Genomic DNA, 26,661 nt, shown 5'->3' with positions numbered 1-26,661 from the left:
CGTCACTGCTGTGCGAAGTGGTTCCGAAGCCACGTGAGCAGGGCCGCGAACGAGTGGGTCATGGCGGCGTCCGACTGCTTGAGCACCGTCGTACGGCCGCCGTCCTCCACCGTGATCGTGTAGCTCATCGCGTCCCTGGCGCGGCCGGGCCCTTCGGCCTCGGGCTCCGCGGCCGCCGCCGCCACCAGCCGGGCCAGCTCGGCGGCGGCGTCTTCGGGCAGGGCATCGGTGTCCAGTGCCTCGGGCGGACGGCGGAGGTTGCTCGCCGCCGCCAGCCCGCCGTGTGCCGCCAGAGTCACCCTCATTGCCTGGTTTTCTTCAGGGCGGCCACATCCTTGGCCAGCGCCGTCATCTTGGCGCTGAGTTCGCCGACCTGTGTGGTCACGGCCGCAAGGCCGTCCTGGCGGCCCGCGCCGCCGCTCCCGTCGGCTCCCGCGAGGCTCCGCGCCCGGGCGACTCCCGACGGGACGCCACTGATCTGGATCTCCACTTCCTGCCACGCCGCCAGCACGGTCGACTGCTCGGCGCTTCCGGAGCCGAACAGCTCTCCGGCCTTCTGGTAGGTGGTGTCCGCGAAATCCTGGAACGTGGCCTCCTTGCCGGAGGCTTTGAGCGCTTCGAACCAGATGCGCCCGGCGGTCTCCCAGGCGAATCCGCCGATGCCCACGGCCGTCAGGAAGAACGCCTTGTTGGGAATCCCGGAGTTGAGGTGCACCCCGCCGGAATCCGCGTCCTCGGTGTCGGGCAGGTGGATGAACTTGCTCATGCGGTCGGGCTGGGGGTCCTTGCCGAACAGCGCGTTGTCGTAGGCGTGGCCCGGGGCCTTCATCGAGCGCAGGGCGTCGGCGTCGATTCCGGGGGTCCAGACGTCGGCCCCGATCAGCCAGTCCGCCTCCTCGGCCGACTGCTTGAGCGACCACTGCTTGACCAGCGAACCGAAGACGTCCGACATCGACTCGTTCAGGGCCCCGGGCTGGTTGTGGTATTCGAGTCCCGCGGTGTTCTCGGTGACTCCGTGCGTCAACTCGTGGCCGATCACGTCGAGGGATCCGGTGAGGTTGCTGAACATCTTCCCGTCACCGTCGCCGAAGACCATCTGCTGCCCGTCCCAGAACGCGTTGTTGTACTTCACGCTGAAGTGGACGTACCCGTCCAGGCGCATCCCGTGGCCGTCGATCGAATCGCGCTGGAACACCTCCTTGTAGAAATCGCGTGTCAGGCCCAGCCCCTCGAACGCCCGGTCGACGGCCTCGTCGGCGGATTCGGGTCCGTCCTCCGTCCTGGCCAGTTCCGCGGACGGGAGGAAGCTTCCGTGCTCGCAGTCGAAGACGGTGCGCCGGCCGTTGCCGGGAGTGGCCAGGCCGGTGAACGAAGCCCGGACCGTTCGCTCACCCCGCAGGCGAGCAGTGGTCAGCATGGTGCCCAGGGCTGCCCGGCGCACCTCGCTGTCTTCGCTCTCCAAGAGCCTCTTGAGCAGGTACGGGGGGATGATGCAGTTGAGTCGGGGGGTCCTACTCATAGGACACCTCCTGAAAAGAGGGCCGATGGTTAATCATTCATCAACGTACGGGAGGTCCGCGACGTTCAACCTGACCGGCCGCAGCGTCGCCCCGGGCCTCCGGGAGGATCTCGCGGACGCAGCCGCGGGAGCGCGCTGAATGTGGCAGCAGTGGGTGGAGCGTTGGCGACGACCAACCGCGTTGCCAGAGGTGGTGCCACACCTATGACACCAGTCTCCGGCCGCCCGTAGTGCCTGGCAAGCGCAGGCACGGGGCGCCCCTGAGGGACCGGCACCGCACGCAGGGGTCCGGGGCGGATGACACGCCACCGGATGGCCCATCCCGGCCCTCGGCGGCGTATCGGGTCATAACGTACGAATATGAAGAAGCGTCATATTCTCTACTGCGCGGGCGCCGCGGTGCTCTGCGCCACCGGGCTCGGCGCCGCGCCGGCCGCCGCGGTTCCGATGGTCCACGTCGTACGTCCCGGGGACTCGGTCCAGCGGGCGGTGGACGCGGCGCGCCCGGGCGACACCGTCCTGCTGACCGAGGGCACGTACCGGGAGAGCGTACGGGTGACCACCTCCGGGCTCATCCTGCGCGGCATGGGGCCCCGTACCGTCCTCACCCCCGCCGCCGGAGAGGCCGCCGACGCCTGCGCCCGGGCCGGCAACGGCATCTGCGTCGAGGGCGCGGACGGCCGGCCCGTCGGGCACACCACCATCGCCTCGCTCACCCTGTCCGGCTTCGCCAAGACCGGGCTCTGGTCCTCCCGGACCGACCGCCTGACCGTACGGAACGTCACCGCCGAGAAGAACGGGCAGTGGGGCATCGCCCAGGAGCGCTCCACGCGCGGGATCTTCAAGGGCAACACCGCACGCGGCAACGGCGACGCGGGCCTGTTCCTCGCCAACACCGTCGCCACCGAGGCAGGGGCCACGGACACCGGGGGGACGGTGGTGGAGCACAACCACCTCCGGGACAACCGCAACGGCATCACCCTGCGCCGCCTGCGCAACCTCAGCGTCGGACACAACGACATCACCGCGAACTGCGTCGGCGTGGTCGTCGTGGGCGACGAGAACTCCCCGCACGGCGGCCACCTGGCCGTCCACGACAACCGGGTGGTGGCGAACAACAAGTTCTGCCCGAAGACCGCCAGGCTGCCGTTCCTCCAGGGCTCCGGGATCGTGCTGACCGGCGTCGAGGAGACCGAGGTGACCGGTAACGAGGTCACGGACAACAAGGGCTCGTCCCCGATGTCCGGCGGCATCGTCCTCTTCAAGAGCTTCGTGGGCGCCCACAACGAACGGAACAAGATCACCGACAACACGCTGCGGGGCAACGCCCCCGCGGACCTCGTCGACAGCAACGTCGGCCGGGGCAACGTCTTCAAGAGCAACTCCTGCGGGGCCTCGAAGCCCACGGGGCTGTGCTGACCTCCCGCCCGTCCGGCGCGAACGAGAACAGGAAGGGCGGCATGACGACCGCACGCACCACCGACCCGACCACGAGGCCGGCGCCCCCTCCGTCCATGCGGCTGCGCGAGCTCGTCTTCGGGGCGGCGTGCACCGCCGCCCTGCGCGCGGCCGTCCGGCTCGGCGTGCCCGACGCGCTCGGGGACGGCCCGATGAGCGTGGCGGACCTCGCCGCCGCGGTGAAGACCGAGCCCAAGCCGCTGCGGCGGCTGCTGCGGGCGCTGTCCTGCTACGGGGTCTTCGCCGAGGAGCCGGACGGCACGTTCACGCACACCGGTACGTCCCGGCTGCTGCGCGAGGACGACCCGCACAGCCTGCGCGCCATCGCCCTGTGGTGCACGGAGCCCTGGACCTGGGCCGCCTGGCCGAAGCTGGACGAGGCGGTGCGCACCAACCACAACGTCGTCGAGGACCTCTTCGGCAAGGAGTTCTTCACCTACCTGAACGAGGACGCCCCCGAGTCGGCCGACGTCTTCAACCGGGCCATGACCACCTCCAGCCGGCAGTCGGCGCAGGACGTGGCGGAGTTCCTCGACCTGTCGGGGGCCTCCTCGGTCGCCGACATCGGCGGCGGCCAGGGCTACGTGGTGGCGAGCCTGCTGGAGAAGTACCCGGCGATGCGCGGCACCCTGCTCGACCTGCCGCGCGTGGTCGAGAACGCCGATCCGCGGCTGCGGCCGGGAGGGGCGCTGGCCGACCGGGTGCACATCGTGCCCGGCGACTGCCGGGCGGACATCCCGGTACAGGCCGACGTGTACATCATCAAGAACATCCTGGAGTGGGACGACGTCAGCACCGCCCGCACCCTGCGCAACGTCATCGCGGCCGGCGGCCCCCGGGCGAGGGTCGTGGTGATCGAGAACCTGGTGGACGACACCCCGTCCATGCAGTTCAGCACCGGCATGGACCTGCTGCTGCTGCTCAACGTCGGAGGGGCCAAGCACACGACCGAGAGCATGGTCGGCAGGCTCACCGAGGCGGGCCTGGCCGTGAACGACATCCGTCCGGTCAACCCGTACCTGCACGCCTTCGACTGCACCGTGGCGGGCTGAGCGCAGTCGGCCGGTCACCCGTACGCCGCCGGTCGCCGGGTCCGCGAAGGTGCGGGCCCGGCGACCGGCGGCGTAGTGGCGTGCTTCAAGACCGGGAGTCGCGCTCCCAGCGGTAGAAGCAGTGCGCCATGGCGTCCTTCGGCGAGCGCCAGGTGTCGGGGTCGTACGCGCTGACGTACGCGGACAGCCGCCGGCTGACGTCGACGAACTCCGGGTGCCCCGTCATCTTGGCGATGGCGGGGCCGGGGTCCTTCTCGGACTCGATGAGGTGCAGGTACACGTCACCGAACTGGAAGAGGCTGCGCCGGGCGACTCCCACGAGGTGCGGCAGCTCTCCGCGGTCGGAGGACGCGAAGACCTCGGCGATGCCGGAGGCCGACCCGGGTGCCATACGGGCGACGATCAGGGACTGGTGCATCGGGTTCTCCGTCCGGCTCAGTCGAGCACCCGAGCCGGCCGGCGCTCGGCGGCGGCCTTCTCGATGCGCTCGCGGATCAGGGCCATCTGGACCTTGGAGTTCCGGTTGATGTTGTCCGTCATCCAGTCGTCGTCCACGGGCGCCTCCGGCTTCATGGCGAAGTCCTGCGTCCACACCATCCGGGTGCCGTCCGGCACCTCGTGGTACTGCCACCGGATGTTCATGTGGGCGAAGGGGCCGGTCTCGACGCGGCGGGCGGTGACGCTGAGCCGGTCGCGGTCGGTCTCGCGCTCGGACACCCAGCTCCACACGGTGCCGTTCTCGTCCGGGTGCATGGTCAGCCGGAACGTCGTCTTGTTCCCCTCGACGGAGAGGATGTCGGCGGACGCGTACTCGCTGAACAGCTGCGGCCAGTTCGCCACGTCGTTGGTCATGTCCCAGACCAGGTCGACCGGCGCGGCGATGGTGATCTCGTTCTGCGTGTGGCCCGCCACGTCACGCTCCTGCCACGAGAGAGCTGTTGACCAGGTCGAGGAACTGCCGGGGGGTCTTGCAGCGCTCGGCGTCGGTGGGCATCGGCGCACCGTGCCGGTTCTCCAGTTCGCCGACGATGCCGAGCAGCCCGAGCGAGTCGAGGCCGAAGGTGTCGAAGCCGGAGTCACTGCGCTTTTCGAGCTCGGCCGGGTCGACGGTGACGCCGGCGGCCTTCTTCATGAGTTCGGCCAGCTCTTCCACGGTGATGCGGTCACTCATGGGATTCCTCTCCTTGTTCCGGGGTGCCCCGCTACGGGGCACCCGTGGCGCCGCGCCGGAGCACGAGCGCCGAGTTCGACCCCATGAGTCCCCGGCTCAGGACCAGTGCGGTGCGCAGCTCGGCGGCGCGGGCGCGGGTGGTCACGAGGTCGAGGTCATGGCAGATGTCGAAGATGTTGGGAGTGGGCGGGATGATGCCGTACTCCATGGCCAGCACCGCGGCCGCGGCGTCCAGCACGGGCGCCGCGCAGTAGCCGCGGCCGATGCCGGTCTTGGGTGCCGTGACGGGAACGCGCCTGCCGTGCCGTCCCAGGGCGTCGGCGATGGCGAGCGCCTCGGCCCGGTCGGCCTCGGGGAGGCCGAGGGCGTCGGCGAAGACCACGTCGACCTCCTCGGGGGCGCAGCCGGCTTCCGCGAGGGCCCCGTCGATGGCCCGGGCGAGCCCTTCGCGGGACGCCTCCCAGCAGGAGGCGCCGGTGAAGGTCGCTGCGTGCCCCGCGACGACGGCGCGCACCGCGGCCCCGCGCTCGCGCGCGGCGTCCTCCTCCTCCACCACGAGCATCGCGCCGCCTTCGGCGGGTACGAAGCCGCAGGCCGCGGAGGTGAAGGGGCGGTAGGCCCGGTCGGGGTCCCCTTCGGTGCTCAGCTCCGGGTACCCGAGCTGGCACACCATCGAGTAGGGGGCCAGGGGTGCCTCGGTCGAGCCCGCCACGATCACGTCGGTGCCGCGCCGCACGGCCCGCGCGGCGTGCGCGAGGGCGTCCAGGCCGCCCGCCTCGTCGGCGGCCACGACCGAGCAGGGGCCCTTGAAGCCCCGGCGGATGGAGATCTGGCCGGTGCTGGCGGCGTAGAACCAGGCGATGGACTGGTACGGGCCGACGAACCGGCTGCCCTTCCCCCACAGCTGCTGCAGCTCGCGCTGACCGAACTCGCCGCCGCCGGAGCCCGCGGCGGTGACCACCCCCACGGAGAAGGGCGCCTCGCCGGTGGCGCTCTGCCCGAGCTGGGCGTCCTCCAGCGCGGAGTCAGCCGCCGCCATGGCGAAGTGCGTGAACCGGTCGGTCTGGACGAGGAAGCGCTCCTCGACGGCCGTAGCCGGTTCGAAGGCCCGCACCTCACCGGCCACCCGCAGCGGCAGGTGGTCGCAGCCCTCGCGGGTGATGCGGCCGAGGACGTTGATGCCTTCCCGGGTGGCTTTCCAGAACGCGTCCGCGTTCAGTCCGTTGGGCGCGATCACGCCGATTCCGGTGACGGCGGCACGCCGTGGGTTCGGTTCGCTCATCGTGTCCTCTAACCCTTCCGGTTCAGGACCACCGCGGATTGGAAGCCGCCGAACCCGCTGCCCACGGACAGCACGCCGTCCAGCTTCCGTTCGCGGGCGACGCGGGGGACGTAGTCCAGGTCGCACTCGGGGTCCGGCGTCTCGTAGTTCGCGGTCGGCGGTACGACCTGGTGGCGCATGGCGAGGACGCAGGCCACCAGCTCGATCGCCCCGATCGCGCCGAGGGAGTGCCCGACCATGGATTTGATGGAGCTCATGGGCGTGGCGTAGGCGTGGTGGCCCAGGGCCCGTTTGACGGCCGCGGTCTCGTGGCGGTCGTTCTGCCGGGTGCCGGAGCCGTGGGCGTTGACGTAGTCGATCGCCGAGCGGTCCAGGCGGGCGTGGTCGAGGGCGCTCTCGATGGCGCGGGCCATCTCCAGGCCCTCACCGGTCAGCCCGGTCATGTGGTACGCGTTCCCGAAGGTGGCGTACCCGCCGACCTCGCAGTACACGTGAGCACCGCGGGCCCGGGCGTGTTCCAGCTCCTCCAGCACCAGGACCGCCCCGCCCTCGCCCATCACGAACCCGTCGCGGTCGTTGTCGAACGGCCGGGAGGCGTGGGCCGGGTCGTCGTTGTTGGGCGACGTGGCCTTGATGGCGTCGAAGCAGGCCATGGTGATGGGAGAGATCGGAGAGTCGGACGCGCCGGCTATGCAGACGTCGGCCCGGCCCTCCTGGACCGTGTGGAAGGCGTACCCGACGGCGTCGAGCCCGGAGGTGCAGCCCGTGGAGACGGTCTGGACCGGGCCGCGGGCACCGAAGCGCTCCGCGACCGTGGACGCGAGCGTGCTGGGCGAGAACGCCCGGTGCAGGTGCGGCTGCGCCTGGCCGGGGTCGACGTCCCAGCGCCGGCCGCCCTGGCTGACCAGTACGTAGTCGTGCTCCAGGCGGGTGGTGCCGCCGACCGCGGTGCCGAGGGAGACCCCGACCCGCCAGGGATCCTCCCCGGCGAGGTCGAGTCCGGCGTCGCGGACCGCTTCGTCGCCGGCGGCCAGCGCGAACTGGATGTACCGGTCACCGCGGGCGACCTGCTCCGGGTCCAGTCCGTGGGCCGCCGGATCGAAGTCGCACTCGGCGGCGATCCGCGACCGCAGGCCCGCGGGGTCGAAGAAGGTGATGCCCCGCGTCGCGGTACGCCCGGCGGCCAGTAGGTCCCAGAACGCCCGTGCGCCGATGCCACCGGGCGCGACTATGCCGAGGCCCGTGACGGCCACCCGCCGGGTCATGAACGGACCTGGGAGAGGTCGGCCGGCGGGGCGCCGTCCGCGACGGCGTCGGTGCCTTCGGTGTCGACGTGGCCGAGGGGCGGGGTCGGGGCCAGCGGGCCCAGGTGGAACACGATGCGGGCCTCGGTGTCGCCGACGTTGCGGAACCGGTGGCGCACATGGGTGGGGATCAGGAGCCCCTGCTCGGGCAGCAGGGGGTGCGGCTCACCGTCCAGGTCCACCTCGAGCCGCCCGCAGACGACGTACACGAACTCCTCGGAGTACGGGTGGTAGTGCTCGGCGATGCGGTCGCCGGGCTGCACCATGGCCACGCCCATGAAACCGCTGGTCGAGCCGACGGTGGCGGGGGTGAGCAGGGCGCGTAGGTCGCCGCCGCGCCGGCGGTTGGGCTCGACCTCGTCGAGTCCGACGATTCGGGGCTTGGCTGTGATCACGATGTTCCCTCCGATGTGTGCCGCGCCGGGCGGGTTTGTGGCCGCGGCCCGCTTGGTCCGGTCAGGCCTCCGGCGACCGGCGGTCAGTGATGAGTCGCATGCGCGCGAGCTCCAGCAGGCGTGCGAAGTCCTCGCCCCGCATCGCGGACGGGTCCGCCCCGGCGGCGCCGTCGAAGAGCGTGGTCAACTCGGCCGCCACGGCGGGGTCGGCGAAGCCCAGGCAGAGCGCGGGGTCGGCGTCGTCGAGGTCGCCGCGCACGTCGACCAGGCGCACCACGACCTCGTCGCGCTGGAAGATCGTGCTGCGCAGCACCGGGCTGCGCGGGTCGTCGGCCGCCGACTCGTCGTGCTGCGCGAGCAGCTCGGCCAGCCGCATGCCGCAGTCCGGGCGCGCCTCGTAGTACAGGGCGTGCCGCTCGGCCTCCGGGTGCTCGTGCCCGGCGGTGACGTGGTGCAGGGCGGGCAGGGCCGCGCGGGTGAAGAAGACGCGGGCCGACTCGGGGTCGTTGAGGTCCCGGTCCTGCTCCAGGTAGGGGTTGATGGCCTCCTCGACGGCCCGCACCTCGGGCTGCCGGGCGACGTGGCGCAGCGCCGCGAGCAGGTCGCCCTTGACCTCGACGGCCCGTACCACCCGGTTGCCGTACATGAACAGGGACGTCCGGCACAGCCGGGTGGTGTCGTCGACCCGCGGCTCGGGCGAGGCGTAGCCGGCGAGGATCTTGGCGACGGCCTCCTCGCTGCCCGGCTTGACGGTGAAGGTGAGCGCGTGGCGGACGACGCCGTCGCCGATGCGGGGGGAGCTCTGCAGGCGCCGCCGCTCGGGTGCGGCGCCGGCGGCGGGGCCACCGGTCTCCCGGACGACGTGGAAGCGCAGCGAGCGGGTGTCCCGCACGCAGCCGTGCAGCGGCGACACCATCCGCACGTGCTCTTCGCTGTTCACCCACGCGAGGAAGGGCGGGGCGCTCTCCCACTCGCTGGTGATGAGCCATTGGGATGGATTTTCGATCGACTGGCACAGCTGGTCGCTGACGTGCCCCGGAACCGAGGAGACCTGGGTGCAGAGTTGTTCGTACGCCTCCAGGAACTGCTGTTGGGCGCCGTCGTACACATCCACCAGCAGGACGACGCGGAGCCTGGAGCCGTCGAACACGGACTGGGAGACACGTTTCGACATCTGTCGCTTCGGCGGTTCTGAAACACGTTCAGACGTGGTGGTCATCCTGCGCACATCTCCTTCGAGGGCAGCGGTGAACGCCGGCCGCGGTGTCGCGACGTCAGCGTGTCTCGATCCTGTGCCCGTCCGTGGAAGTGCGCGACCCGCGTGAACCACGCGGGTGACGTGCCCGCGGAGCAGCTGTCAAGAGCGCGGAACTCCCGCCCCACCCGAACGCCTGCCTCTGGAGGCATCGATGCAGCACGAAGCCGACCACCGGGTTCCGGTCCTCATCGTCGGCGGGTCCCTGGTGGGCCTGTCCACGTCCCTGTTCCTGGGGCGCCACGGGGTACGGCACACCCTGGTCGAGCGGCACGCGGGAACCTCGATCCACCCGCGCGGCCGCGGTAACAACGTCCGGACCATGGAGCTCTTCCGGGTGGCCGGCATCGAGCCGGACATCAAGACCGCGGCGTCGCTGCTGGCGGACAACCACGGCATCCTGCAGACACCGACCCTCGTGGGCGATGCGGGCGAGTGGCTGTTCAAGAACATCGACCCGGGGGGCGGCCTGGCGAAGTTCAGTCCCACCTCCTGGTGCCTGTGCAGTCAGAACGACCTGGAGCCCGTGCTGCTGGACAACGCCCGGGAGCAGGGCGGGGAGCTGTGGTATTCGCACGAGCTGGAGTCGTTCGAGGAGGACGCGCAGGGCGTCACCGCCGTCGTACGGGACCGGACCACCGACCGGCGCCGCACCGTCCGCGCCGACTACCTCGTGGCCGCGGACGGCCCGCGCAGCCCGGTCCGGGAGCGGCTGGGCATCGGGCAGAGCGGCCCCGGCGACCTCTTCCACAACGTGAGCATCACCTTCCGCTCGCGCCGGCTCGCCGACGTGGTGGGCGACCGGCGGTTCATCGTGTGCTACCTGACCTCCCCGGACGCCGACGGCGCGCTCCTGCCCGTCGACAACAAGGAGAACTGGGTCTTCCACGCGCCCTGGCACCCGGAGGACGGCGAGACGCTGGAGGAGTTCACCCACGAGCGGTGCGAGGAGCACATCCGCCGGGCCGTCGGTGTCGCCGACCTCGACGTGGAGGTGACCGGCAAGGCCTCGTGGCACGCCGCGGAACGGGTCGCGGACCGCTACGGCGCCGGGCGGGTGTTCCTCGCCGGCGACTCCGCGCACGAGATGTCCCCGACGGGGGCGTTCGGCTCGAACACCGGCATCCAGGACGCCCACAACCTCGCCTGGAAGCTGGCCGCCGTGCTGGACGGCTGGGCCGGTCCCGGGCTGTTGGAGACGTACGACGCGGAGCGGCGGCCGGTGGCGCTGGCGACCAGCGCACGGGCCTCGGCGCGCTCCGTGGAACACAGCCACCCCGGCTTCGCCCCGCCGCCGGGGATCGGCGGCGGCCGGCAGGGCGGCATCCTGAACGTCGTGCTCGCCTACCGCTACCCGCGGGGGGCCGTCGTCGGCGCCGACCCGGAGCAGGACGTGGTGCCCGAGGGGATGCGGCTGGCGGGGCAGCCGGGCAGCCGGGCTCCGCACATGTGGCTGCGGCGCGGCGAGCAGCGCCTGTCCACACTCGACCTCTACGAGCGTTCGATGGTGCTGCTCAGCGGCGCGGGGGACGCCGCGGGCTGGCACGCGGCCGCGCGCCGCATCGCGGAGGCCGGCGGGGTACGGCTGGAGGCGTACCGGATCGGTGCCGGTCCCGGGGCCGACCTGGTGTACGACGGGCACGGCGCGCCGGGCGGGGCGGGCGGGGACGGCCCCGCCGACTGGGCGCAGGTGCACGGCACCACGGCCGAGGGCGCGGTCCTGGTACGCCCCGACGGCTTCGTGGCCTGGCGGGCCGAGGGCCCGGAGGCGGACCCCGAGGCGGCGCTGCGCCAGGCCCTGGCGGAGGTCCTGCGCACGGAGTGAGCCCCTCCCGGCCCGGCCGGGTCCAGGAGGGCCGGCCCCTGCCGCGTCACCGGCGTCGCGCCCCCGCGCGGCCCGGGACGCCGGCTGCCCGTCCGGGACGCCGGCTGCCTCCCCGGCTCAGGCCTGCGTCGGGTCCTCGGGGATCCGGTGCACTTCCACCGGGTCGGAGCCCGGCTTCCCGCCCGGCCCGGGGCAGGCCGACGCCCTCGCGGCGATCTCCAGGGCGCGCTCCTCGCTGTCGACGTCGACGACCCAGTACCCGGCCAGGATCCGTCCCGCCTGGGCCGGCCCGTCGGTCACCTGCCGCTGTCCGTCGCTCGCGGCCCGCACCGTCTTGACCAGCGACGGACCGCCGAGACCACGCCCCTCCACCCATTCCCCGGCGGAGGTGAGGTCGTTGTTGAGGGCGTTCATGTGGGCGAACATGGCCTCCATGTCGTCCTTGGAGTACGACGACATGATGGCGTCCCACTGATCGGCCGGCACGTTCAGCTGGATCATGTACTTCATGTTCCTCACCCTTCCGGGGCGGCTGCAGGGCTTCTTCGGCTTGCCAAGGGGTAGACCGCCGCACGCCGCGGAACTCATCGGGGAGTGCGCCGAGCCCTTCTTCGACACCGCGTGGTCGGACGTCGCCAGGGTCGCGGGATGGCCGAGCCGGGCCTTGGCGTGCCGGGCACACCGCATGCGCGGAGGGGCGCGCCGCTCCTGTTCGCACCCCACGCGCCCGCAGCCGGCCCTCGAAGTATTCGATTGATCACTTCGTTGCGCAGCGGTGTAAAAAGGGAGCGCACATGACCGGTCCGGTCGAAGAAGTGCACATTCCTTGGGGGGAAACCGACCATGCGCACCCGCACGCGCCACAGAGCGCTGGTATCCGTACTCGCCGCCTCCGCCCTGACCGCCCTGGTCCCGGCTACCGCCACCCCGGCCGCTGCTGCCCCGCCGGCCTGCAGCGGGCGGAAGAGCGGCGTACTCGCGACGATCTACCCCGGCCAGCGTCTGGAACCGGGAGCCCGCCTGGTCGACAAGGTCAGCACGACCGAGCTGGTGATGCAGCCCGACGGCAACCTGGTGCTCTACGCCCTCGGCAACCCGGGCGGTTACAGGCTCCCGCTGTGGAACAGCGGCACGTACGGGAACCCCGGCGCGTACGCCACCATGCAGGACGACGGCAACTTCGTCATCTACCGCCAGGGCGGCAGCCCCCAGACCGGCGGCGGCATCTGGCACACCGCGACCTACGGCTCCGGGACCGGGTCCGTGGAAGCCTCTCTCATGGGGGGCGAGTTCCTCGTCGAAGGCCGCAGCAACCAGCACTGGACCACCCGCAGCTCGGAGCGCCAGGCCTGGTTCTGCTCGGAGTACGCGACGGCCGCGGAGGGCTGGTGGACGGGCAACTGGGCCCAGTCCGCCACCGTCTGGCTGGTCCTCCAGCAGGACAACAACCTCGTCATGTACCGCAAGAGCGACGGCAAGGCCATCTGGTACAGCGGTACGTACGGGGGCGGATACCGGGTGACCCTGCAGATGGCCCCCAAGGACCGGGGTGACCTGACCCTGGTCGAGGAAGGCCGCGGCACGGTCCGCTGGCGGACCGGTACGGCGAACAACGACGGTGCCTACGCCCTGCTCCAGGACGACGGCAACTTCGTCGTCTACAAGAAGGACGGCGGCCCCGGCAAGGGCGGCGGCATCTGGGCCACGGGCACCTACAACAAGATCTGACACGCCACAGGGGGAACACCCATGCAACACCACCTGCTCCGCGGAGCGCTCGTATCCCTGCTCGCCGCCTCCGCCGTGACCGTCCTGGTCCCGGGGGTGGCGTCGGCCACCGATCCCAGCCAGTGCATGACCAGCGCGACCGGCCGCTCCGAGGATCTGCGGCCCGGCCAGCGCCTCGCGTCGGGGGCGAGCCTGGTACCGACACCCGGCAAGCCCGAGCTGGTCATGCAGCCCGACGGGAACCTCGTCGTTTACGCGATCGGGAACGGCGGCACCAAGCTCCCGCTGTGGAACAGCGGCACGTACGGAAACCCGGGCGCGTACGCGCTCATGCAGGACGACGGCAACTTCGTCATCTACAAGAAGGACGGCGGCCCCCAGACGGGCGGCGGCATCTGGAACACCGCGACCTACGGGAACCGGGCCAACGACTACGTCAATGCCTCGATCAGGGACAACGGCGAATTCAGTGTGAGCGGCCGCAGCGAGGACTGGTACTGGTCGACCGACACCATCCAGCGGCACGTCAGGGTGTGTTCGACCGACATGTCCTGGGACCGGGGCTTCTGGGCCGAGTCCGCCAGCGTCTGGCTGGTCCTCCAGAAGGACAACAACCTCGTCATGTACCGCAAGAGCGACGGCAAGGCCATCTGGGGCAGCGGCACGTACGGCAACCGCAGCGCCCTGACCCTGGATATGGGGGACAACGGCGACCTGTCCCTGCACGAGTTCGGGCAGAACGAGACGGTCCGCTGGCGCACCGGCACGGCCGGCAACAACGGCGCTTACGCCCTCCTCCAGGACGACGGCAACTTCGTCGTCTACAAGAAGGACGGCGGGCCCGGCAAGGGCGGCGCCCTGTGGGCCAGCGGCACGTACAACAAGATCTGATCGTCCGACCGAACACGGGGGAACCGACCATGCGCCACCGCCTGCTCCGCAGTGCGTTCACATCCCTGCTCGCCGCCGCGGCCCTGACCGCCCTGGGCCCGGCCTCGGCACACGCCGCCCCCTCCGGGCCGGCCGAGTGCGACAGGCCCTACGACGTCCGCGAAACGGTCCTGAACACGGGCCAGCGGCTCGCTCCGGGCGAGAAGATGACCAACCCGACCCAGGTGACCGAACTGGTCATGCAGCCCGACGGCAACCTGGTGCTCTACGCCCTCGGCAACCCCGGCGGCTACAGGCTCCCGCTGTGGAACAGCGGCACGTACGGGAACCCCGGCGCGTACGCCACCATGCAGGACGACGGCAACTTCGTCATCTACCGCCAAGGCGGCAGCGCCCAGACCGGCGGCGGCATCTGGCACACCGCGACCTACGGCGACCACACCGAGATGAAGCCGCAGGCGAAGCTGGAGGCGAACGGCAACTTCAAGGTCATAGGCCGTAAGGAAGGCCAGATGGGGTTGCACTGGACGCCGTTGAGGCGGGAGCGGCCCACCAAACTGTGCGCGAACGACGCGGTGCACGAGTACCGCTACTGGTTCGACGGCGACTGGGCGCAGAGCAGCAGCGTGTGGCTGGTCCTCCAGAGCGACCACAACCTGGTCATGTACCGAAAGAGCGACGGCAAGGCCATCTGGAACAGCGCCACCTACGCGGCCGGTTACTACACGATGGAACTTCGCATGGGCGCCGACGGCGACATGAGCCTGCGCGACTGGTTCGACGAGAAGAACGTGGCCTGGCGGGCCGGCACCGCCGACAACCCCGGCGCCTACGCCCTGCTCCAGGACGACGGCAACTTCGTCGTGTACAAGTCCGACGGCGGCCCTGGCCTGGGCGGCGCCCTGTGGGCCACCGGCACCTACGGCAAGGTCTGACCGGTCCCGCACAGCGGATGACGAGGGGCGGGGTGCGACGCGCACCCCGCCCCTCCGGCGTGGACCGGGCGCGGCCGGGTCAGGGGACGAGGACCACCTTTCCGGCGACCGTGCCGGACTCGGCCAGGCGCATGGCTTCGGCGGCTCGGGCCAACGGGATCTCGGCTGCGACCTTGGCGGTGATCTCCCCGCGCTGCAGGGCCGTGAACACCTGGGTGAGGTCGGAGCGCAGGCGCGCCCGGAAGCGGCCCTTTGCGTAGGCGCGCCCGGCCCACACGTTGAAGAAGTAGGCGCGACGGCCGTTGGGCAGCCAGTTCCACAGCCACACCCGGCCCAGGAGCCGGAGCACCGGCCACGCGCCGGAGCCCTCGTCGTCGCGGGTGGCGGCGCTGCCGTACGAGACGAGGGTGCCACCGGGGGCGAGGAGCCGCCAGGAGTCGGTGATGCCGTCGCCGCCGACGTGGTCGAACACCGCGTGCACGCCGCCGGGCGCGAGTGCCCGTACGCGGGCGGGTACGTCGCCGGAGCGGTAGTCGACGGGGGTCACCCCGAGCGCGCGCAGCGCGTCGTGGTGGCGGGTGGAGGCGGTGCCGATGACCCGGGCGCCCGCGGCGAGCGCCAGCTGGACCAGGATCGAGCCGACTCCGCCGTTGGCGCCGTGGACCAGGACGGTCTGGCCGGCGCGGACCCGGGCCTTGCGGTGGAGCATCTGCCAGGCGGTGATGCCGTTGACGACCGCGGTCTCCGCTTCCGCCGCGCCGACGCCGGCGGGTACCTCGACCACGTCGGCGGCGTCCAGGGCTACGTGGCTGGCCCAGCCGCCGGTCTTCGTCAAGGCGGCCACCCGCTTGCCGAGCAGTCCGGGGGCGACGCCCGCGCCGGCGGTCAGCACGGTCCCCACCAGGTCGTATCCGGGAACGAAGGGGAACGGGGGCTGGTCGTAGTAGCGGCCGCGGCGCATCTGCTGCTCGGCGAAGGACACTCCGGTGGCCTCCACCGCGACCACCACTTGGCCTGCGCCCGGCCTCGGGAGCGGACCCCGGTGCAACTCCAGCCCTTCCGGCTCCACCTTGCCCGGCAGGACGATCTCGATCCGCTCCATGGTGCTCATGACGACCTCCGCTTGGTTACTGCTTCTCGTGTTCGTTAGAAGGTGTAACTAGACTGCGTGCCTGCCTCGCGGATGTCAAGGGCAGATGCGCCGGATCACTAATGGCCCTTGCCGATAGTGATAGCCTCTAACCAATTCTGGTGTTGGGCAGTGGGAGGCGACGGGCATGTCCGCAAGCACGCAGACCCCTCGTGAGCGGTACCGGCAGCAAGTACGCGAGGAGGTCAAGGAGAAGGCCTGGCAGCAGATCGCCGGCTCCGGCGCCTCGGCGCTGTCCCTCAATGCGATCGCCAAGCAGATGGGCATGAGCGGACCGGCGCTGTACCGGTACTTCGCCAACCGCGACGAGCTGATCACCGAACTCATCCGGGACGCGTACCGCTCGCTCGCCGACGCCTTCACCGGCGTCCTCGGCTCCACGGAGGGAGCGGGCGGCGGCCCGGATCTCGCCGCGCTCGCCCGGGCACTGCGCCGCTGGGCCCTGGAGCACCCGCACCGCTACTTCCTCGTGTACGGCACCCCGGTCCCCGGGTATCACGCGCCGCAGGACATCACCACGATCGCCTCGGAGATGATGTCCGTCCTGCTGGACGCCTGCGCCGCGGCCGGGCCGCAGCCCGACCCGGCCCCTCCGGCCCGCGCCTTCGAGGACCACCTGGCCGCCGGTCACAGGGAGTGGGCCGGGGACCACCCGGACGCCCCGCCATCGAACCTTCGCCTGGCCCTGGCGTTCTGGACCCGCCTGCACGGCGCGCTCTCCCTGGAGTTGGCGGGCCACTTCACCGGCATGGGCCTCGACCCCGACCTGCTGTTCGAGTCCGAGCTGGGCAGCTTGACCGCCGGCTGACCGCACGGTGTCCGCACGCTGACCGCCCGGCGTGCGGGGGCTGCCGGCCACTGACGGCACTCGCTCCACCGCTCGAAGTCCCGCCGTCAGTTCTCCGCCGTTATTTCTGCGCCATCAGTTCTGCGCCGTGGGGCGCACGACGATGTCGCCGACGTCGACACCTTCCGGCTGCTCGACGGCGAAGGCGATGGCGCGGGCCACCGCGTCCGGCGAGAGGGCCGTCTCCATCATCGTGTCGATCCCGGCCTTCACCTCAGGGGCCATGCGCTCCGTGAAGTCGGTGCGGACGGCTCCGGGCGAAACGACCGTTACCCGCAGACTGTCACCGGCCTCTTGGCGCAGCCCCTCGGAGATCGTGCGGACGGCGTTCTTCGTACCGGCGTACACCGACTGCAGCGGCACGACACGCAGTCCGGCGGTGGACACCGTGTGGACGAAGTGTCCTGAGCCCTGCGCCCGGAAGACGGGGAGGGCCGCGGCGATGCCGTAGAGGACGCCCTTGAGGTTGACGTCGATCATCTCTTCCCAGTCCTCGACGCGCAGGTCGTCCAGGCGGGAGATCAGGCCGACGCCGGCGTTGCTGATGAGGACGTCGAGCTTGCCGTACCGGGCGCGGGCGAGGTCGACGAGGGCGCAGAGGTCCTGGCGGCGCGTCACGTCCGTGCGCAACCAGGCGGCCTCGCCGCCGGCACTCTCGATGCGGGCGGCCAGAGCCTCAATACGCTCTCGGCGGCGGGCGCCGAGGACCACTTTCGCGCCGCGCTCCGCGAGCAGGAGGGCGGTCGCCTCACCGATGCCGCTGCCTGCGCCCGTGATCGCGACGACTTTGCCTTCGATTCCTGACATGACCGGTGATGGTCCTTCCGGAGGAGGAACACGGGCAGGCTGATGCATGCCCTAAGGTGAAAGTGGAGGCGCCGCCACTTCACCACCGTAACCGGAGACACCTCCACTTAACAATGGGGCGAGCAGGGAGAGCCGTTGATGGCCGCAGACGCAGGACGTCCACTGAGGGCCGACGCCCAGCGCAACCGGGAGAAGATCCTCGCCGCGGCGGTGCGCCTGTTCACCGAGGAGGGCCTGGACACGCACTTCGAGCGCATCGCCAGGGAGGCGGGCGTGGGCACCGGCACCCTCTACCGCAACTTCCCGACCCGGGAGGCCCTGATCGAGGCGGCCTACCGCAACGAGGTGGCCCGGCTGTGCGACTCCGCCCCCGCCCTCCTGGAGTCCATGCCGCCCCTTGAGGCGCTGCGCGCCTGGACGCGCCGCTTCATCGACTACGCCACCGCCAAGATCGGCATGGCCGACGCCATGCGAGCCGTACTCGCCGCGGGAAGCGATCCCTACGCGGACAGCCGCACGCTGATCCAGGACGCCCTGTCCTCCCTGATGGCGGCGGGCAAGGCCGCGGGGGCGATCAGGTCCGACATCAGCCCGGGCGACATGTTCGCCGCCCTCGCCGGCATCGCCCTCACCTCGGCCGCGCCCGAGCTCCGGGAGCAGGCCGAACGCCTTCTCGACCTCACCCTTGACGGGCTGCGTCCCCCGCCGACGCCGCTCGGCTAGAGGGAACTCCGGTCAGGTGCGGGCGGCACACGGGGCACCATAGGGTCATGAGAACGCGTCCGGTGCTCGTCTACGACGGAGACTGCGGCTTCTGTACGACTTCGGCCCGTGCGGCGCAGCGCTTGCTCCGCCCCGCCTGCGAGTTCACCGCGTGGCAGTTCGCAGACCTGGACTCCCTCGGTGTCTCGCAGGAGCGGGCCGAGTACGAGGCGCTGTGGGTGACCCCCGACGGTCAGGTGTACGGCGGCGCCCAGGCGGTGGCGAAGCTGCTGCTGCGTGCCGGCGGTGCGTGGGGAGTCCTGGGGGCGGTCCTCACCCTGACCCCCGTGCGCTGGATCGCCCATGCCGCCTACCGGCTCGTCGCGAACAACCGTGGCCGGCTGCCGGGTGGCACCCCGGCCTGCGCCGCGCCCCCGCAGCGGCCGGCCCGAGCTTCGCCCCAGCGGCCGGCCTGAGCGTTCCCCCAGCGGACAGCGCCCCGAATCAGCTTGGTCGGGTCAGCTGGGCCGGTTCCTCCAGCGCCCGTCCGACGTGAGGTTCGGGTCAGTCCCACTGCCCGTCGGCGAGGGAGGTGACGGGCTGGGGCTTGCCGATGACGGCCAGGGCGATGAAGAAGCTGATCTGCCCGATGGCGATGGTCAGGGTGGCCAGCGCCTTGTCGTCGTAATGCCTCGCCACCTCGGCGTAGAGCTCGTCGCAAACGCGCTCCTTGCCGTGGGGCGCGGGCTGGAGGGTGGCCTCCACCAGTGCGAGGGCGGCACGTTCGGCGTCGGTGAAGCAGGGGGCGTCCTGCCACGAGGAAACGGCCGTGATGCGCTCCTCCGACTCCCCCGCCTTGCGCAGGAAGGCGGTGTTCAAAATCGTCAGGTAGGTGTTGCGGACGATCTGCCCGGCGCGCAGGTGGACGAGGCTCATCGTGGTGCGCGGCACCGAGCGGTTTCCCGTGGCCCGGAAGAAAGCGGCGCTGATGTCGCTCAGCTCCGGCACGAACTGACCCGGGTTCGGCATCCGGGAGATCGAGGTCTTCGTCATGACTGCACTCCTTCGCATCGGCAGCGGCCCGTTCGGCGGCTCCACGACACTGACGAACGGGAGCGACGGGATGTGACAGCCGCCTGGCGAGCAGCTTCCGGGGATCCCTGTTCTGCGGAGCGGCGTTGTCTGCTACAGGTCTTGTTCCGGTTGCATGCGGTTGCCAGAAGGAGTTTTCACATGGGAGAGCTGTACCCGCCGGTCGAACCCTACGAGAACGGGATGCTCGACGTCGGCGACGGCAACCACGTGTACTGGGAGGCCTGCGGCAACCCGCACGGCAAACCGGCACTCGTCGTACACGGCGGACCCGGATCGGGATGCGGGCCCGGGGCACGCCAGTACTTCGACCCGGACCGGTACCGGGTCGTGCTGTTCGACCAGCGTGGCTGCGGCCGCAGCACCCCGCACGCGGGCGACCCGGCGACCGACATGCGGCACAACACCACCCGGCACTTGATCGCCGACATGGAGCGGTTGCGGGAGCACCTGGGCGTCGACCGCTGGCTGCTGTACGGCGGCTCGTGGGGCTCCACGCTCATCCTGGCCTACGCCGAGACGTACCCGGAGCGGGTGTCGGAGATGGTCATCTCCGCCGTCACCACCACCAGGCGTTCGGAGATCGACTGGCTCTACCGGGGCGTGGGCCGGCCGACTGGTGCGCCTGGGAGGACGCGGTCCTGTCAGGCGAAACGAACGGCGCCTCCCACCCGTACGGCGCCCGGCCGCCGGCCGCACAACTGGCCTTCGTCCGCATCTGCGCGCACTACTTCTCCCACGGCGCGTGGCTGGAGGAAGGCGCCCTGCTCCGCGACGCCCACCGCCTGACCGGCATCCCCGGCGTCCTGGTCCAGGGCCGGCTCGACATGGGCAGCCCCCTGCACACCGCGTGGGAACTCGCCCGCGCATGGCCGGACGCGGAGCTGATCGTCGTCAGCGACGCGGGCCACCTCGGCAGCGACACGACCCGCGCCCAGGTGCTCCGGGCACTCGACCGGTTCGCTCGCGGAGGGCTGAGTCCCTCCATGCGACCCGGGGAGCCGGCCCACGGGGCCTAGCCCGCGTCGCGGCGAGGATTACGGCGCCGGACGGGCAGGAGGAGGAGCCGCCCCGGTCACCTCGCGCACCCCATCGGATGGCTCACTGTCCTCAGGTCCGTGCAGGTGACCACCGCCGGCGGCAACTGCGGTCCGGGCCCGTGCGGATCCCGGTCCGGTGGGCGTACGCGCAGCTGCGGTGGGAGTGGGACCGCGGCCACCGGAAGCGCCAATTGCTTCGACACAGCACGAACCGGCTGGCAAGCTGCCCGCATGACCTACCGAATCGAGTCCCGCCCCGCCCGGTGAGCGCCCAGGAAGAGCGCAACGCGCTCACCCTCCCGCCCGCGCTGTACGACCAAGCCCTGCACCTGCTGCGGGAGTCGCCCGATGGAGTTCCGCCGCCACGCGGCTTCTCGCTGCCCCGGGAGCCCGCGGCCGACGGGGGCCCCCTTGCCCGGGAAGAGGCGGCGAACGCCGTCCGCGAAGCGCTCAGGCCGCTCCCGGACGGCCTCTCCGGCTTGCACCGCCGTTTCGTGCGACTCGGCATCCGGGCCGGCCACGGGCGTCAGATCCGTTCCGCTGTCGCCGAAATGCCTCTGCCCGCCGAGCAGCTGGACGCGGCACGTGCCCTGGGACGGCAGCTGACGCGGTCCGGGACGACCGTGGCCACCGTCACCGCAGGTGTCGCCCTGCTCCGGCGCTGCGGTGAGCCCGAGGACGTCCCGTACCTCTCCGTCCTCGGCCTGTTCCGGGAGTTCAACCGTGCGGCGGTCGAAGCGCTCGACATCCTCGACCGCCCGTCCGCCGCCGTCGTGTGGCTCGCGCTCTACGGCCGCGATGAGGGGCTGCAGCCGCTCATCCGGGCCCTGCGGAAGGGGAACCGGCAGGCCGTACACACGGCACTGGTCGCCTACCCCGCCTCTCCCCGGCACGTCAGCAGCGTGGTAGCCCGCCGGGTTGCCGAGGCTTGCCGGCTGGCAGACCTGCTCGACCACCACTGTGGCGATACGGACTTGCTCGCCCGGGCGGGCAGGTTGCTCGTCCGGATCGGGTCCTCGTACGAGGACCCGGCGGGCCTGCGCGCCTACCGTGACGCGCTGCGGGTCTACGACAGCGTCGTCACGCGAGCCGACCTGCTGCCGCCCACGCTCGACAACGCCGCCATGCTGCTGTCTCTCGCCCTGAACCTGAGCAGTGGCACCGCAGCGTTGCTGGACTGGCCGCCCGGTCGGCGCGCCGCGCTTCTCGACTCGCTCGGAAGGCTGAGGGGCGAGCCCCGGTGGGTGATGGCCGGCGCCGGAGCGAGCGAGCCGGACCAGCGCCTGCGGGCCGGATGGATCCGCCGCACCGGACGACGGCCGTTCGAGCGCCCGGAGGCGCCCGGCAGGCTGCGCATCGAGGTCGTGGCCGGCGACCCCGCGGACCGGGAACCCGTCGAGACCCGGATTCTCATCGACGGCCGTCCACTGGTTCCGGCAGTCTTCGGTCTCGGTCCCGCCCACAGGCCCGAGTACCTGCTGGACGAAGGCATGCTGCGGGCGGCAGCGCAGCCTCGAGAGGTGCAACTCGCGGAGGCCGGCTGCACCGAGGGGTGCTGCGGCGCGCTCTACGTCACCATCAGGCGGGACGGCGACCACGTGGTGTGGGAGAACTGGCGGCGGTCGCAGACCGTGCCGGCTCCTGGTGGACCGGCGGCATCCGAGCTGCCCGACTACCGGTTCGACGCCTCCGCCTACGATGCGGAGATCGCTCGGGCGGAGACCGACCGGTCCTGGTCCTGGCCGGCTCGCACCACGGCGCGCCTGATCGAGGCGGGGCTGAGGGAGAACCCGGAGCTGCTGGGCCGGTGGGATGCCAGGCGGGGGCGGATCAGCAGCGGGTTCCGGCATCCCGACACGACCGAGGTGACCTTCTGGTACGTGCCGGGGCCGGCGGCCGGCAGGCCTGAGCGAGCCGACAGCCCGCTCCAGTTCTGCTGGGTGATCCCCGATGACGGGACCCCGCCCGAGGCTCAAGCTGCCGCCGCCTTGCGCCGGTTGGCCGAAGAGGACCCGAAGACTTACGGACGGGTGTGCGGCGGCAGCCCTGAGCGCGCGGCGGAGCTCGGGTTCTCCTGGCCCGACAGCGCCTGACCGGTTCGCCTGACCCGTGCACCTGACCAGTCGCCGGGGACCCCGACGTCGACGCGAGCTCCTGGCTTTGTCGACGCGAGCTCCTGGCTTTCGAGAGCGCGGCGCCGGCGTCCGCGCGCAGCAGCGGGTGTGCGGCGGGGCGGGCAGGGACCCCGGGAGGGACGTTTCTGCGGTGAACGGGCTACGCCGTTGGCGTGAGCGGACCGCCGTAGGAACCATCGTCGAGAGATGGTCACGGAATGATCAGTTTTGGGTAAAGCGCCGCGGGTCGCTGCCCCGGGCTTCGATGCCCCACCTTTCCAGGAGGACCTGATCATGAGTTACGGCAACGCCCTGCGACAGCAGATCGCCCAGCCCGGCACCACCCCCCTGATCGGCGTGTACGACATGTACTCGGCGTCGGTGGCGGCCGGGCACTACGACGGGATCTTCGTGTCCGGGTTCGGCTTCGCAGCCTCCTACTACGGGCTGCCCGACATCGGATTCATCGCCTGGCCCGACATGATGGGCTTCGTCCAACGGCTGCGCGGCGCCTTCCCCCGCCATCACCTCCTCGTCGACATCGACGACGGCTACGTCGATCCGGAAGTGGCCTGCCACGTCGTGGAGGGCCTCGAGCGCACCGGTGCCTCCGGCGTCATCCTGGAGGACCAGAAGCGCCCCCGGCGGTGCGGGCACGCCGACGGCAAGCAGGTGCTGCCGCTGGCGGAGTACCTGGAGAAGCTCGGCATGGTCCTGGCCACGCGCAAGGACCTCGTGGTCGTCGCCCGTACCGACGCGACGGAGGAAGCCGACATCATCGAGCGGGCGCAGGCCCTGGCCGCCACCGACGCCGACGTCGTCCTGGTCGACGGCGTCCGCAGTGTCGAGTGGATCGAGCGGATCCGTGGGGTCGTCGGCGGCAAGCCGCTGATGTTCAACCAGATCGCCGGCGGCAAGTCCCCGCGGCTCTCGCTCCGCGAGCTGGACGAGCTCGGCGTCGACGTCGCGATCTACAGCACTCCCTGCCTGTTCGCCGCGCACCGGGCGATGGACACCGCGCTCACCGAACTCCGCCTGGCCGACGGGCGCCTGCCCGGTGGCGAGGACGGCGGGGCGATCGGCGTCGCGGAGTCCACCAGGCTGCTGGCCCGGAACATCAGCCGTCACCACCCCGTCCCGGCGGCGCGCGACAGCACGGACGTCAGCGTGTGACGTGTGCGCGGGTGCGGCCCGCCGTCCGGCTCGCCTCAGCCGCGCCGGCCGACGGCCGCGGGGCCCCGCGGCCGGGTTCACGACTCCCGCACGGCGTGGAGACGTCACGCCCCCTTCCTGCCCGGCGCCCCTGTGCGCCCGGCCGGTGGGGGCCGGTCATTACCATGAGGGGGTTTGGCGGAGCGCGTTTCATACGGAGGAAGCTGAGGGTGTTCTCGGTGGTCGTCAGGCAGGACGCGCGGGGCGTGGTGTTCGCGCTGCGCGGGGAGCTCGACTTCGAAAGCGTGGTGCAGCTGCACGAGGCCGGCGAGACGGAGCTGGGCAGGGGAAAGGGGGCGGGGCCCGTCGTGGCGGACTGCTCCGACCTGCAGTTCTGCGATTCGTCCGGCGTCGGCGCCCTGGTGCGGTTCTTCCAGCAGCTGGCCGCACAGGGCCGGGTGCTGCGGTTGGCGAGTGTGCCGGATTCGGTGGCCCGCCTCCTCTCGCTGACGGGACTGGACCAGGTCTTCTCCGTCCACGCGGACGTGTGCGAGGCCTTGGTCGCGGGCACGGGCGGGCGTGACGTCGTCGCTGCGGGTGCTGACGGTCCGGTACGGGCGAGTGAGGGGCAGGGCACATGACGCGCGTACCGGGGGAGAAAGCGGTGCGGTCCGCCGGGACGTCAGGGGTCGGGGCGAACGGCGGGGGCAGGGCGGAGGATGACCTGCGGGCCCTGTTCGGGCAGTCGACGGCCGTGTTCGCCTCCCTCGCCGGGCCGGCGCACATGCTGGAGGCGGCGAACGCGGCGTTCTTCACCGCGATCGGCGGCGGTCGGCGCACCCGCACCGGCGTGCCCCTCGGCCAGTTGCTGCCCGAACTCGTCGACCAGGGCTTCCTCGCCCTCCTGGACCAGGTGTACCGCACCGGCAAGGCCTACACCGGCCGGGATTCCCGGGTGGTGCTGGGTGAGGGTGCGGGCGCGCGGGAGGCGTTCTTCGACTTCACCTACGAGCCCCGTCTGGACGCCGGTGGCAACACCATGGGCGTACGGATCATCGGGGTGGAGACCACCCAGGTCAAGCACGCCCAGCGGCTGGCGGCCGAGCACCGCGCCCTGTTGGAGCAGATCGCCCGCCAGGCGCCCCTGCCCGACGTCCTTGAGGGCATGGCCCGCGCCATCGAGGACCTGTCGCCCGAGGAAGTGCTGGTCTCCGTCCTGCTGGCCGACGCCGACGGCAAGCACCTGCGGCACGGGGCGGCGCCCAGCCTGCCCGACTTCTACAACGAGGCCATCGACGGCATCGCCACCGGGGAAGGTGTCGGCTCGTGCGGCACGGCCGCGCACCGCCGCCGGCCTGTGATCGTCACCGACATCTCCACGGACGTGTTCTGGGACGACTTCCGCGACCTGGCCGAGAAGGCGGGGCTCGCCGCCTGCTGGTCCACGCCGATACTCGCCCGCGACGGCTCGCTGCTGGGCACCTTCGCCATGTACCACCGCACTCCGCGTGCGCCGCAGGAGGCAGACCTCGCGCTGGCCCGGGTCTTCGCCGACACCGTGGCCCTGGCCGTCGAACGCCAGCAGGCCGAACAGGCGCGGCAGGCCGCCGAGGCCCGGGAGAAGGCGGCCCGCGCCGACCTCGCCTTCCTCCTCAAGGCCAGTACCGCCCTGACCAGCGACCTGGACGCCGCCCAGACCCTCCAGCGCCTGGCCGCGTTCTGCACCCCGCAGCTGGCGCCCCTGTGCGCGGTCGATGTCGTCGAGGGCGGAAGGGTGCGCCGTATCGCCACCGCCGCGCCCACACCGGGTCAGCGGGACCTGCTGGCCTCGCACGTGCCCGTGTCGGACGCCGCCGACCACACCGTCGCCCGCGTCCTGGCCTCGGGTATGAGGGAGGTGGCGCGCCGCACGCCCACCGGGTCCGGCCCCTGGCAGGACCTGGGCGTCACCGGCTACATGTGCATCCCCCTCATGGACCGGGGCACCGCGTTCGGCACGTTGACCCTGCTCTCCACTGCCGACCACCCCTTCGACGGCCACACCGTCGCCCTGGCCGAGGAACTCGCCCGCCGCGCCGCGCTGGCCGCCCGCAACGCCCGCCAGTACACCCACCGCGTCACCCTCGCCCGCGACCTGCAAGCCGGACTGCTCCTGCCCGAACTCCCCGACGTGCCCGGCGCGGACGTCGCCACCTCCTACCACCCCGCCGGCGAAGGCCTGGACGTCGGCGGCGACTTCTACGACGTCTTCCCCCTCGACGACGGCCGCTGGGCCTTCATGCTCGGCGACGTCTGCGGACGCGGCGCCATCGCCGCCACGACCACCGCTCTGGTGCGCCACACCGCCCGCGCCGTGGCCCCCCTCCTGCCCGGCCCGGACGCCGTCGTCGAAGCCGTCAACCGGGCCCTGCTGAACCGGCCCGACAGCCATGGCACCGGCTTCGTCACCCTCGTCTACGGGCAGCTCACCCCCACCCCGGGCGGACTGGACGTCGGCCTGGTGCGCGCCGGCCACACCCTGCCCCTCGTCCTCGCCGCCGACGGCACCGCGCACACCGTGGACGCGCCCGGCGCGCTCCTCGGGATCACGGCGGACCCGGCTGTGACCGTCCACCGCCTGCGGCTGCGCCCGCGGGAGAGCCTGCTCCTCTACACGGACGGCATCACCGAAGCCCGCGACGGCTCCGGCGAGCAGTTCGGCGAACAACGCCTCGCGGCCGCCCTGACCGGCGCGTTGCACCGCCCCGGCGCGCACGGCGTCATCGACGCCCTCACCCGGGCCGTGCAGGCCTTCACAGGCGGCCACGGCATCGACGACGACCAGGCCGTCCTCGTCCTGACCGCCACCTGACCCGGCTGCCGTCCCGGGTCGACGGGTGGCCCCCCATGCCGACGGGGCGGCGTACCGACGTGGTGTCGGGTACGCCGCCCTCGGGCGGAAC

The 26,661-nt window shown here is 71.7% G+C and carries 26 protein-coding genes and 1 pseudogene; 14 read left to right on the top strand and 13 right to left on the bottom strand.

Translation table 11 applies throughout. The annotated features are described in order from the left end of the window. Nucleotides 1-2: 2 nt before the first annotated feature. Complete coding sequence (locus tag OG861_RS29525) at nucleotides 3-305, bottom strand: protealysin inhibitor emfourin (protein WP_329192347.1); 303 nt, start codon at nucleotides 303-305, stop codon at nucleotides 3-5. Then, nucleotides 302-1,519 carry a M4 family metallopeptidase gene (locus tag OG861_RS29520; RefSeq protein WP_329192349.1) on the bottom strand — a complete coding sequence of 406 codons (1,218 nt, stop codon included), beginning with the start codon at nucleotides 1,517-1,519 and terminating at the stop codon, nucleotides 302-304. The genes OG861_RS29525 and OG861_RS29520 overlap by 4 nt, the downstream gene beginning before the upstream one ends. 360 nt (nucleotides 1,520-1,879) lie before the next feature. Between OG861_RS29520 and OG861_RS29515 the strand changes: the two genes are divergently transcribed. Then, nucleotides 1,880-2,938 carry a right-handed parallel beta-helix repeat-containing protein gene (locus tag OG861_RS29515; RefSeq protein ID WP_329192351.1) on the top strand — a complete coding sequence of 353 codons (1,059 nt, stop codon included), beginning with the start codon at nucleotides 1,880-1,882 and terminating at the stop codon, nucleotides 2,936-2,938. A 41-nt stretch (nucleotides 2,939-2,979) separates the two neighbouring features. Then, nucleotides 2,980-4,029: a methyltransferase gene (locus tag OG861_RS29510; protein ID WP_329192353.1), complete on the top strand. Its 1,050-nt coding sequence runs from the start codon at nucleotides 2,980-2,982 to the stop codon at nucleotides 4,027-4,029. An 85-nt stretch (nucleotides 4,030-4,114) separates the two neighbouring features. Here OG861_RS29510 and OG861_RS29505 read toward each other — a convergent pair whose 3' ends face one another. The 7 genes from OG861_RS29505 to OG861_RS29475 form a co-directional block, all read right to left on the bottom strand. Further along, nucleotides 4,115-4,447 (bottom strand): TcmI family type II polyketide cyclase, encoded by a 333-nt coding sequence (locus OG861_RS29505; protein WP_329192355.1) that lies wholly within the window; start codon nucleotides 4,445-4,447, stop codon nucleotides 4,115-4,117. 17 nt (nucleotides 4,448-4,464) lie between these two features. Beyond that, entirely contained in the window at nucleotides 4,465-4,941 is a 477-nt protein-coding gene (locus OG861_RS29500; RefSeq protein WP_329192357.1) for an SRPBCC family protein, read from the bottom strand. Between the two features lies 1 nt (nucleotide 4,942). Further along, nucleotides 4,943-5,200: an acyl carrier protein gene (locus OG861_RS29495; RefSeq protein ID WP_136216022.1), complete on the bottom strand. Its 258-nt coding sequence runs from the start codon at nucleotides 5,198-5,200 to the stop codon at nucleotides 4,943-4,945. A 31-nt stretch (nucleotides 5,201-5,231) separates the two neighbouring features. Next, on the bottom strand, nucleotides 5,232-6,482 hold the full coding sequence (locus OG861_RS29490; RefSeq protein ID WP_329192360.1) for a ketosynthase chain-length factor: 1,251 nt from the start codon (nucleotides 6,480-6,482) through the stop codon (nucleotides 5,232-5,234). An 8-nt stretch (nucleotides 6,483-6,490) separates the two neighbouring features. Beyond that, nucleotides 6,491-7,747 (bottom strand): beta-ketoacyl-[acyl-carrier-protein] synthase family protein, encoded by a 1,257-nt coding sequence (locus OG861_RS29485; RefSeq protein ID WP_329192361.1) that lies wholly within the window; start codon nucleotides 7,745-7,747, stop codon nucleotides 6,491-6,493. Then, nucleotides 7,744-8,181, bottom strand: a complete 438-nt coding sequence (locus OG861_RS29480) for a cupin domain-containing protein (protein ID WP_329192362.1) — start codon at nucleotides 8,179-8,181, stop codon at nucleotides 7,744-7,746. The genes OG861_RS29485 and OG861_RS29480 overlap by 4 nt, the downstream gene beginning before the upstream one ends. 61 nt (nucleotides 8,182-8,242) lie before the next feature. After that, nucleotides 8,243-9,400: a SchA/CurD-like domain-containing protein gene (locus OG861_RS29475; protein WP_329192363.1), complete on the bottom strand. Its 1,158-nt coding sequence runs from the start codon at nucleotides 9,398-9,400 to the stop codon at nucleotides 8,243-8,245. 190 nt (nucleotides 9,401-9,590) lie between these two features. Here OG861_RS29475 and OG861_RS29470 point away from each other — a divergent pair, with 190 nt between their 5' ends. Then, nucleotides 9,591-11,261 (top strand): FAD-dependent oxidoreductase, encoded by a 1,671-nt coding sequence (locus OG861_RS29470; protein ID WP_329192364.1) that lies wholly within the window; start codon nucleotides 9,591-9,593, stop codon nucleotides 11,259-11,261. A gap of 117 nt (nucleotides 11,262-11,378) precedes the next feature. On the opposite strand, the gene OG861_RS29465 is transcribed toward OG861_RS29470, so the two are convergent. Further along, nucleotides 11,379-11,771, bottom strand: a complete 393-nt coding sequence (locus tag OG861_RS29465) for a YciI family protein (RefSeq protein ID WP_329192366.1) — start codon at nucleotides 11,769-11,771, stop codon at nucleotides 11,379-11,381. Between the two features lie 333 nt (nucleotides 11,772-12,104). Here OG861_RS29465 and OG861_RS29460 point away from each other — a divergent pair, with 333 nt between their 5' ends. Genes OG861_RS29460 through OG861_RS29450 form a run of 3 tightly spaced genes read left to right on the top strand, consistent with a single transcriptional unit; the run spans nucleotide 12,105 to nucleotide 14,815 of the window. Continuing rightward, nucleotides 12,105-12,989, top strand: a complete 885-nt coding sequence (locus OG861_RS29460; RefSeq protein ID WP_329192368.1) for a hypothetical protein — start codon at nucleotides 12,105-12,107, stop codon at nucleotides 12,987-12,989. 21 nt (nucleotides 12,990-13,010) lie between these two features. Beyond that, complete coding sequence (locus OG861_RS29455; RefSeq protein ID WP_329192370.1) at nucleotides 13,011-13,880, top strand: hypothetical protein; 870 nt, start codon at nucleotides 13,011-13,013, stop codon at nucleotides 13,878-13,880. Nucleotides 13,881-13,909: 29 nt separating this feature from the next. Further along, entirely contained in the window at nucleotides 13,910-14,815 is a 906-nt protein-coding gene (locus OG861_RS29450; RefSeq protein ID WP_330261910.1) for a hypothetical protein, read from the top strand. Between the two features lie 79 nt (nucleotides 14,816-14,894). Here the strand turns inward: OG861_RS29450 and OG861_RS29445 are convergent, their stop codons facing one another. Further along, nucleotides 14,895-15,926 (bottom strand): medium chain dehydrogenase/reductase family protein, encoded by a 1,032-nt coding sequence (locus OG861_RS29445; RefSeq protein WP_329192374.1) that lies wholly within the window; start codon nucleotides 15,924-15,926, stop codon nucleotides 14,895-14,897. Between the two features lie 166 nt (nucleotides 15,927-16,092). Here OG861_RS29445 and OG861_RS29440 point away from each other — a divergent pair, with 166 nt between their 5' ends. Continuing rightward, nucleotides 16,093-16,773 (top strand): TetR/AcrR family transcriptional regulator, encoded by a 681-nt coding sequence (locus OG861_RS29440; RefSeq protein ID WP_329192376.1) that lies wholly within the window; start codon nucleotides 16,093-16,095, stop codon nucleotides 16,771-16,773. 114 nt (nucleotides 16,774-16,887) lie between these two features. Here OG861_RS29440 and OG861_RS29435 read toward each other — a convergent pair whose 3' ends face one another. Continuing rightward, complete coding sequence (locus OG861_RS29435) at nucleotides 16,888-17,619, bottom strand: SDR family oxidoreductase (RefSeq protein WP_329192378.1); 732 nt, start codon at nucleotides 17,617-17,619, stop codon at nucleotides 16,888-16,890. A 138-nt stretch (nucleotides 17,620-17,757) separates the two neighbouring features. Between OG861_RS29435 and OG861_RS29430 the strand changes: the two genes are divergently transcribed. Continuing rightward, nucleotides 17,758-18,342, top strand: coding sequence for a TetR/AcrR family transcriptional regulator (locus OG861_RS29430; RefSeq protein WP_329192380.1), 585 nt, complete (start codon nucleotides 17,758-17,760; stop codon nucleotides 18,340-18,342). 47 nt (nucleotides 18,343-18,389) lie between these two features. Then, nucleotides 18,390-18,797 (top strand): thiol-disulfide oxidoreductase DCC family protein, encoded by a 408-nt coding sequence (locus tag OG861_RS29425; protein ID WP_329192381.1) that lies wholly within the window; start codon nucleotides 18,390-18,392, stop codon nucleotides 18,795-18,797. Between the two features lie 88 nt (nucleotides 18,798-18,885). Here OG861_RS29425 and OG861_RS29420 read toward each other — a convergent pair whose 3' ends face one another. Next, nucleotides 18,886-19,374: a carboxymuconolactone decarboxylase family protein gene (locus OG861_RS29420; RefSeq protein ID WP_329192383.1), complete on the bottom strand. Its 489-nt coding sequence runs from the start codon at nucleotides 19,372-19,374 to the stop codon at nucleotides 18,886-18,888. Nucleotides 19,375-19,554: 180 nt separating this feature from the next. On the opposite strand from OG861_RS29420, the pseudogene OG861_RS29415 reads away from it, so the two are divergent. The 5 genes and pseudogenes from OG861_RS29415 to OG861_RS29395 all read left to right on the top strand — a co-directional run bounded on the left by OG861_RS29415 (nucleotide 19,555) and on the right by OG861_RS29395 (nucleotide 26,570). Next, nucleotides 19,555-20,432, top strand: a pseudogene (locus OG861_RS29415) (alpha/beta fold hydrolase). Nucleotides 20,433-20,716: 284 nt separating this feature from the next. Beyond that, nucleotides 20,717-22,546 carry a hypothetical protein gene (locus OG861_RS29410; protein WP_329192387.1) on the top strand — a complete coding sequence of 610 codons (1,830 nt, stop codon included), beginning with the start codon at nucleotides 20,717-20,719 and terminating at the stop codon, nucleotides 22,544-22,546. Between the two features lie 315 nt (nucleotides 22,547-22,861). Next, on the top strand, nucleotides 22,862-23,740 hold the full coding sequence (locus tag OG861_RS29405) for an isocitrate lyase/PEP mutase family protein (protein WP_329192389.1): 879 nt from the start codon (nucleotides 22,862-22,864) through the stop codon (nucleotides 23,738-23,740). Between the two features lie 209 nt (nucleotides 23,741-23,949). Beyond that, complete coding sequence (locus OG861_RS29400; protein WP_329192391.1) at nucleotides 23,950-24,360, top strand: STAS domain-containing protein; 411 nt, start codon at nucleotides 23,950-23,952, stop codon at nucleotides 24,358-24,360. Further along, nucleotides 24,357-26,570, top strand: a complete 2,214-nt coding sequence (locus OG861_RS29395) for a SpoIIE family protein phosphatase (protein ID WP_329192393.1) — start codon at nucleotides 24,357-24,359, stop codon at nucleotides 26,568-26,570. Before OG861_RS29400 ends, OG861_RS29395 begins: the two co-directional genes overlap by 4 nt. The last annotated feature ends 91 nt before the right edge of the window (nucleotides 26,571-26,661 follow it).

It is taken from the genome of Streptomyces sp. NBC_00539 (genome assembly GCF_036346105.1).
In the GTDB taxonomy this organism is placed as follows: domain Bacteria; phylum Actinomycetota; class Actinomycetes; order Streptomycetales; family Streptomycetaceae; genus Streptomyces.
The sequence above is the reverse complement of the archived record's forward strand: the minus strand, read 5'-3'. Positions and strand labels throughout refer to the sequence as shown.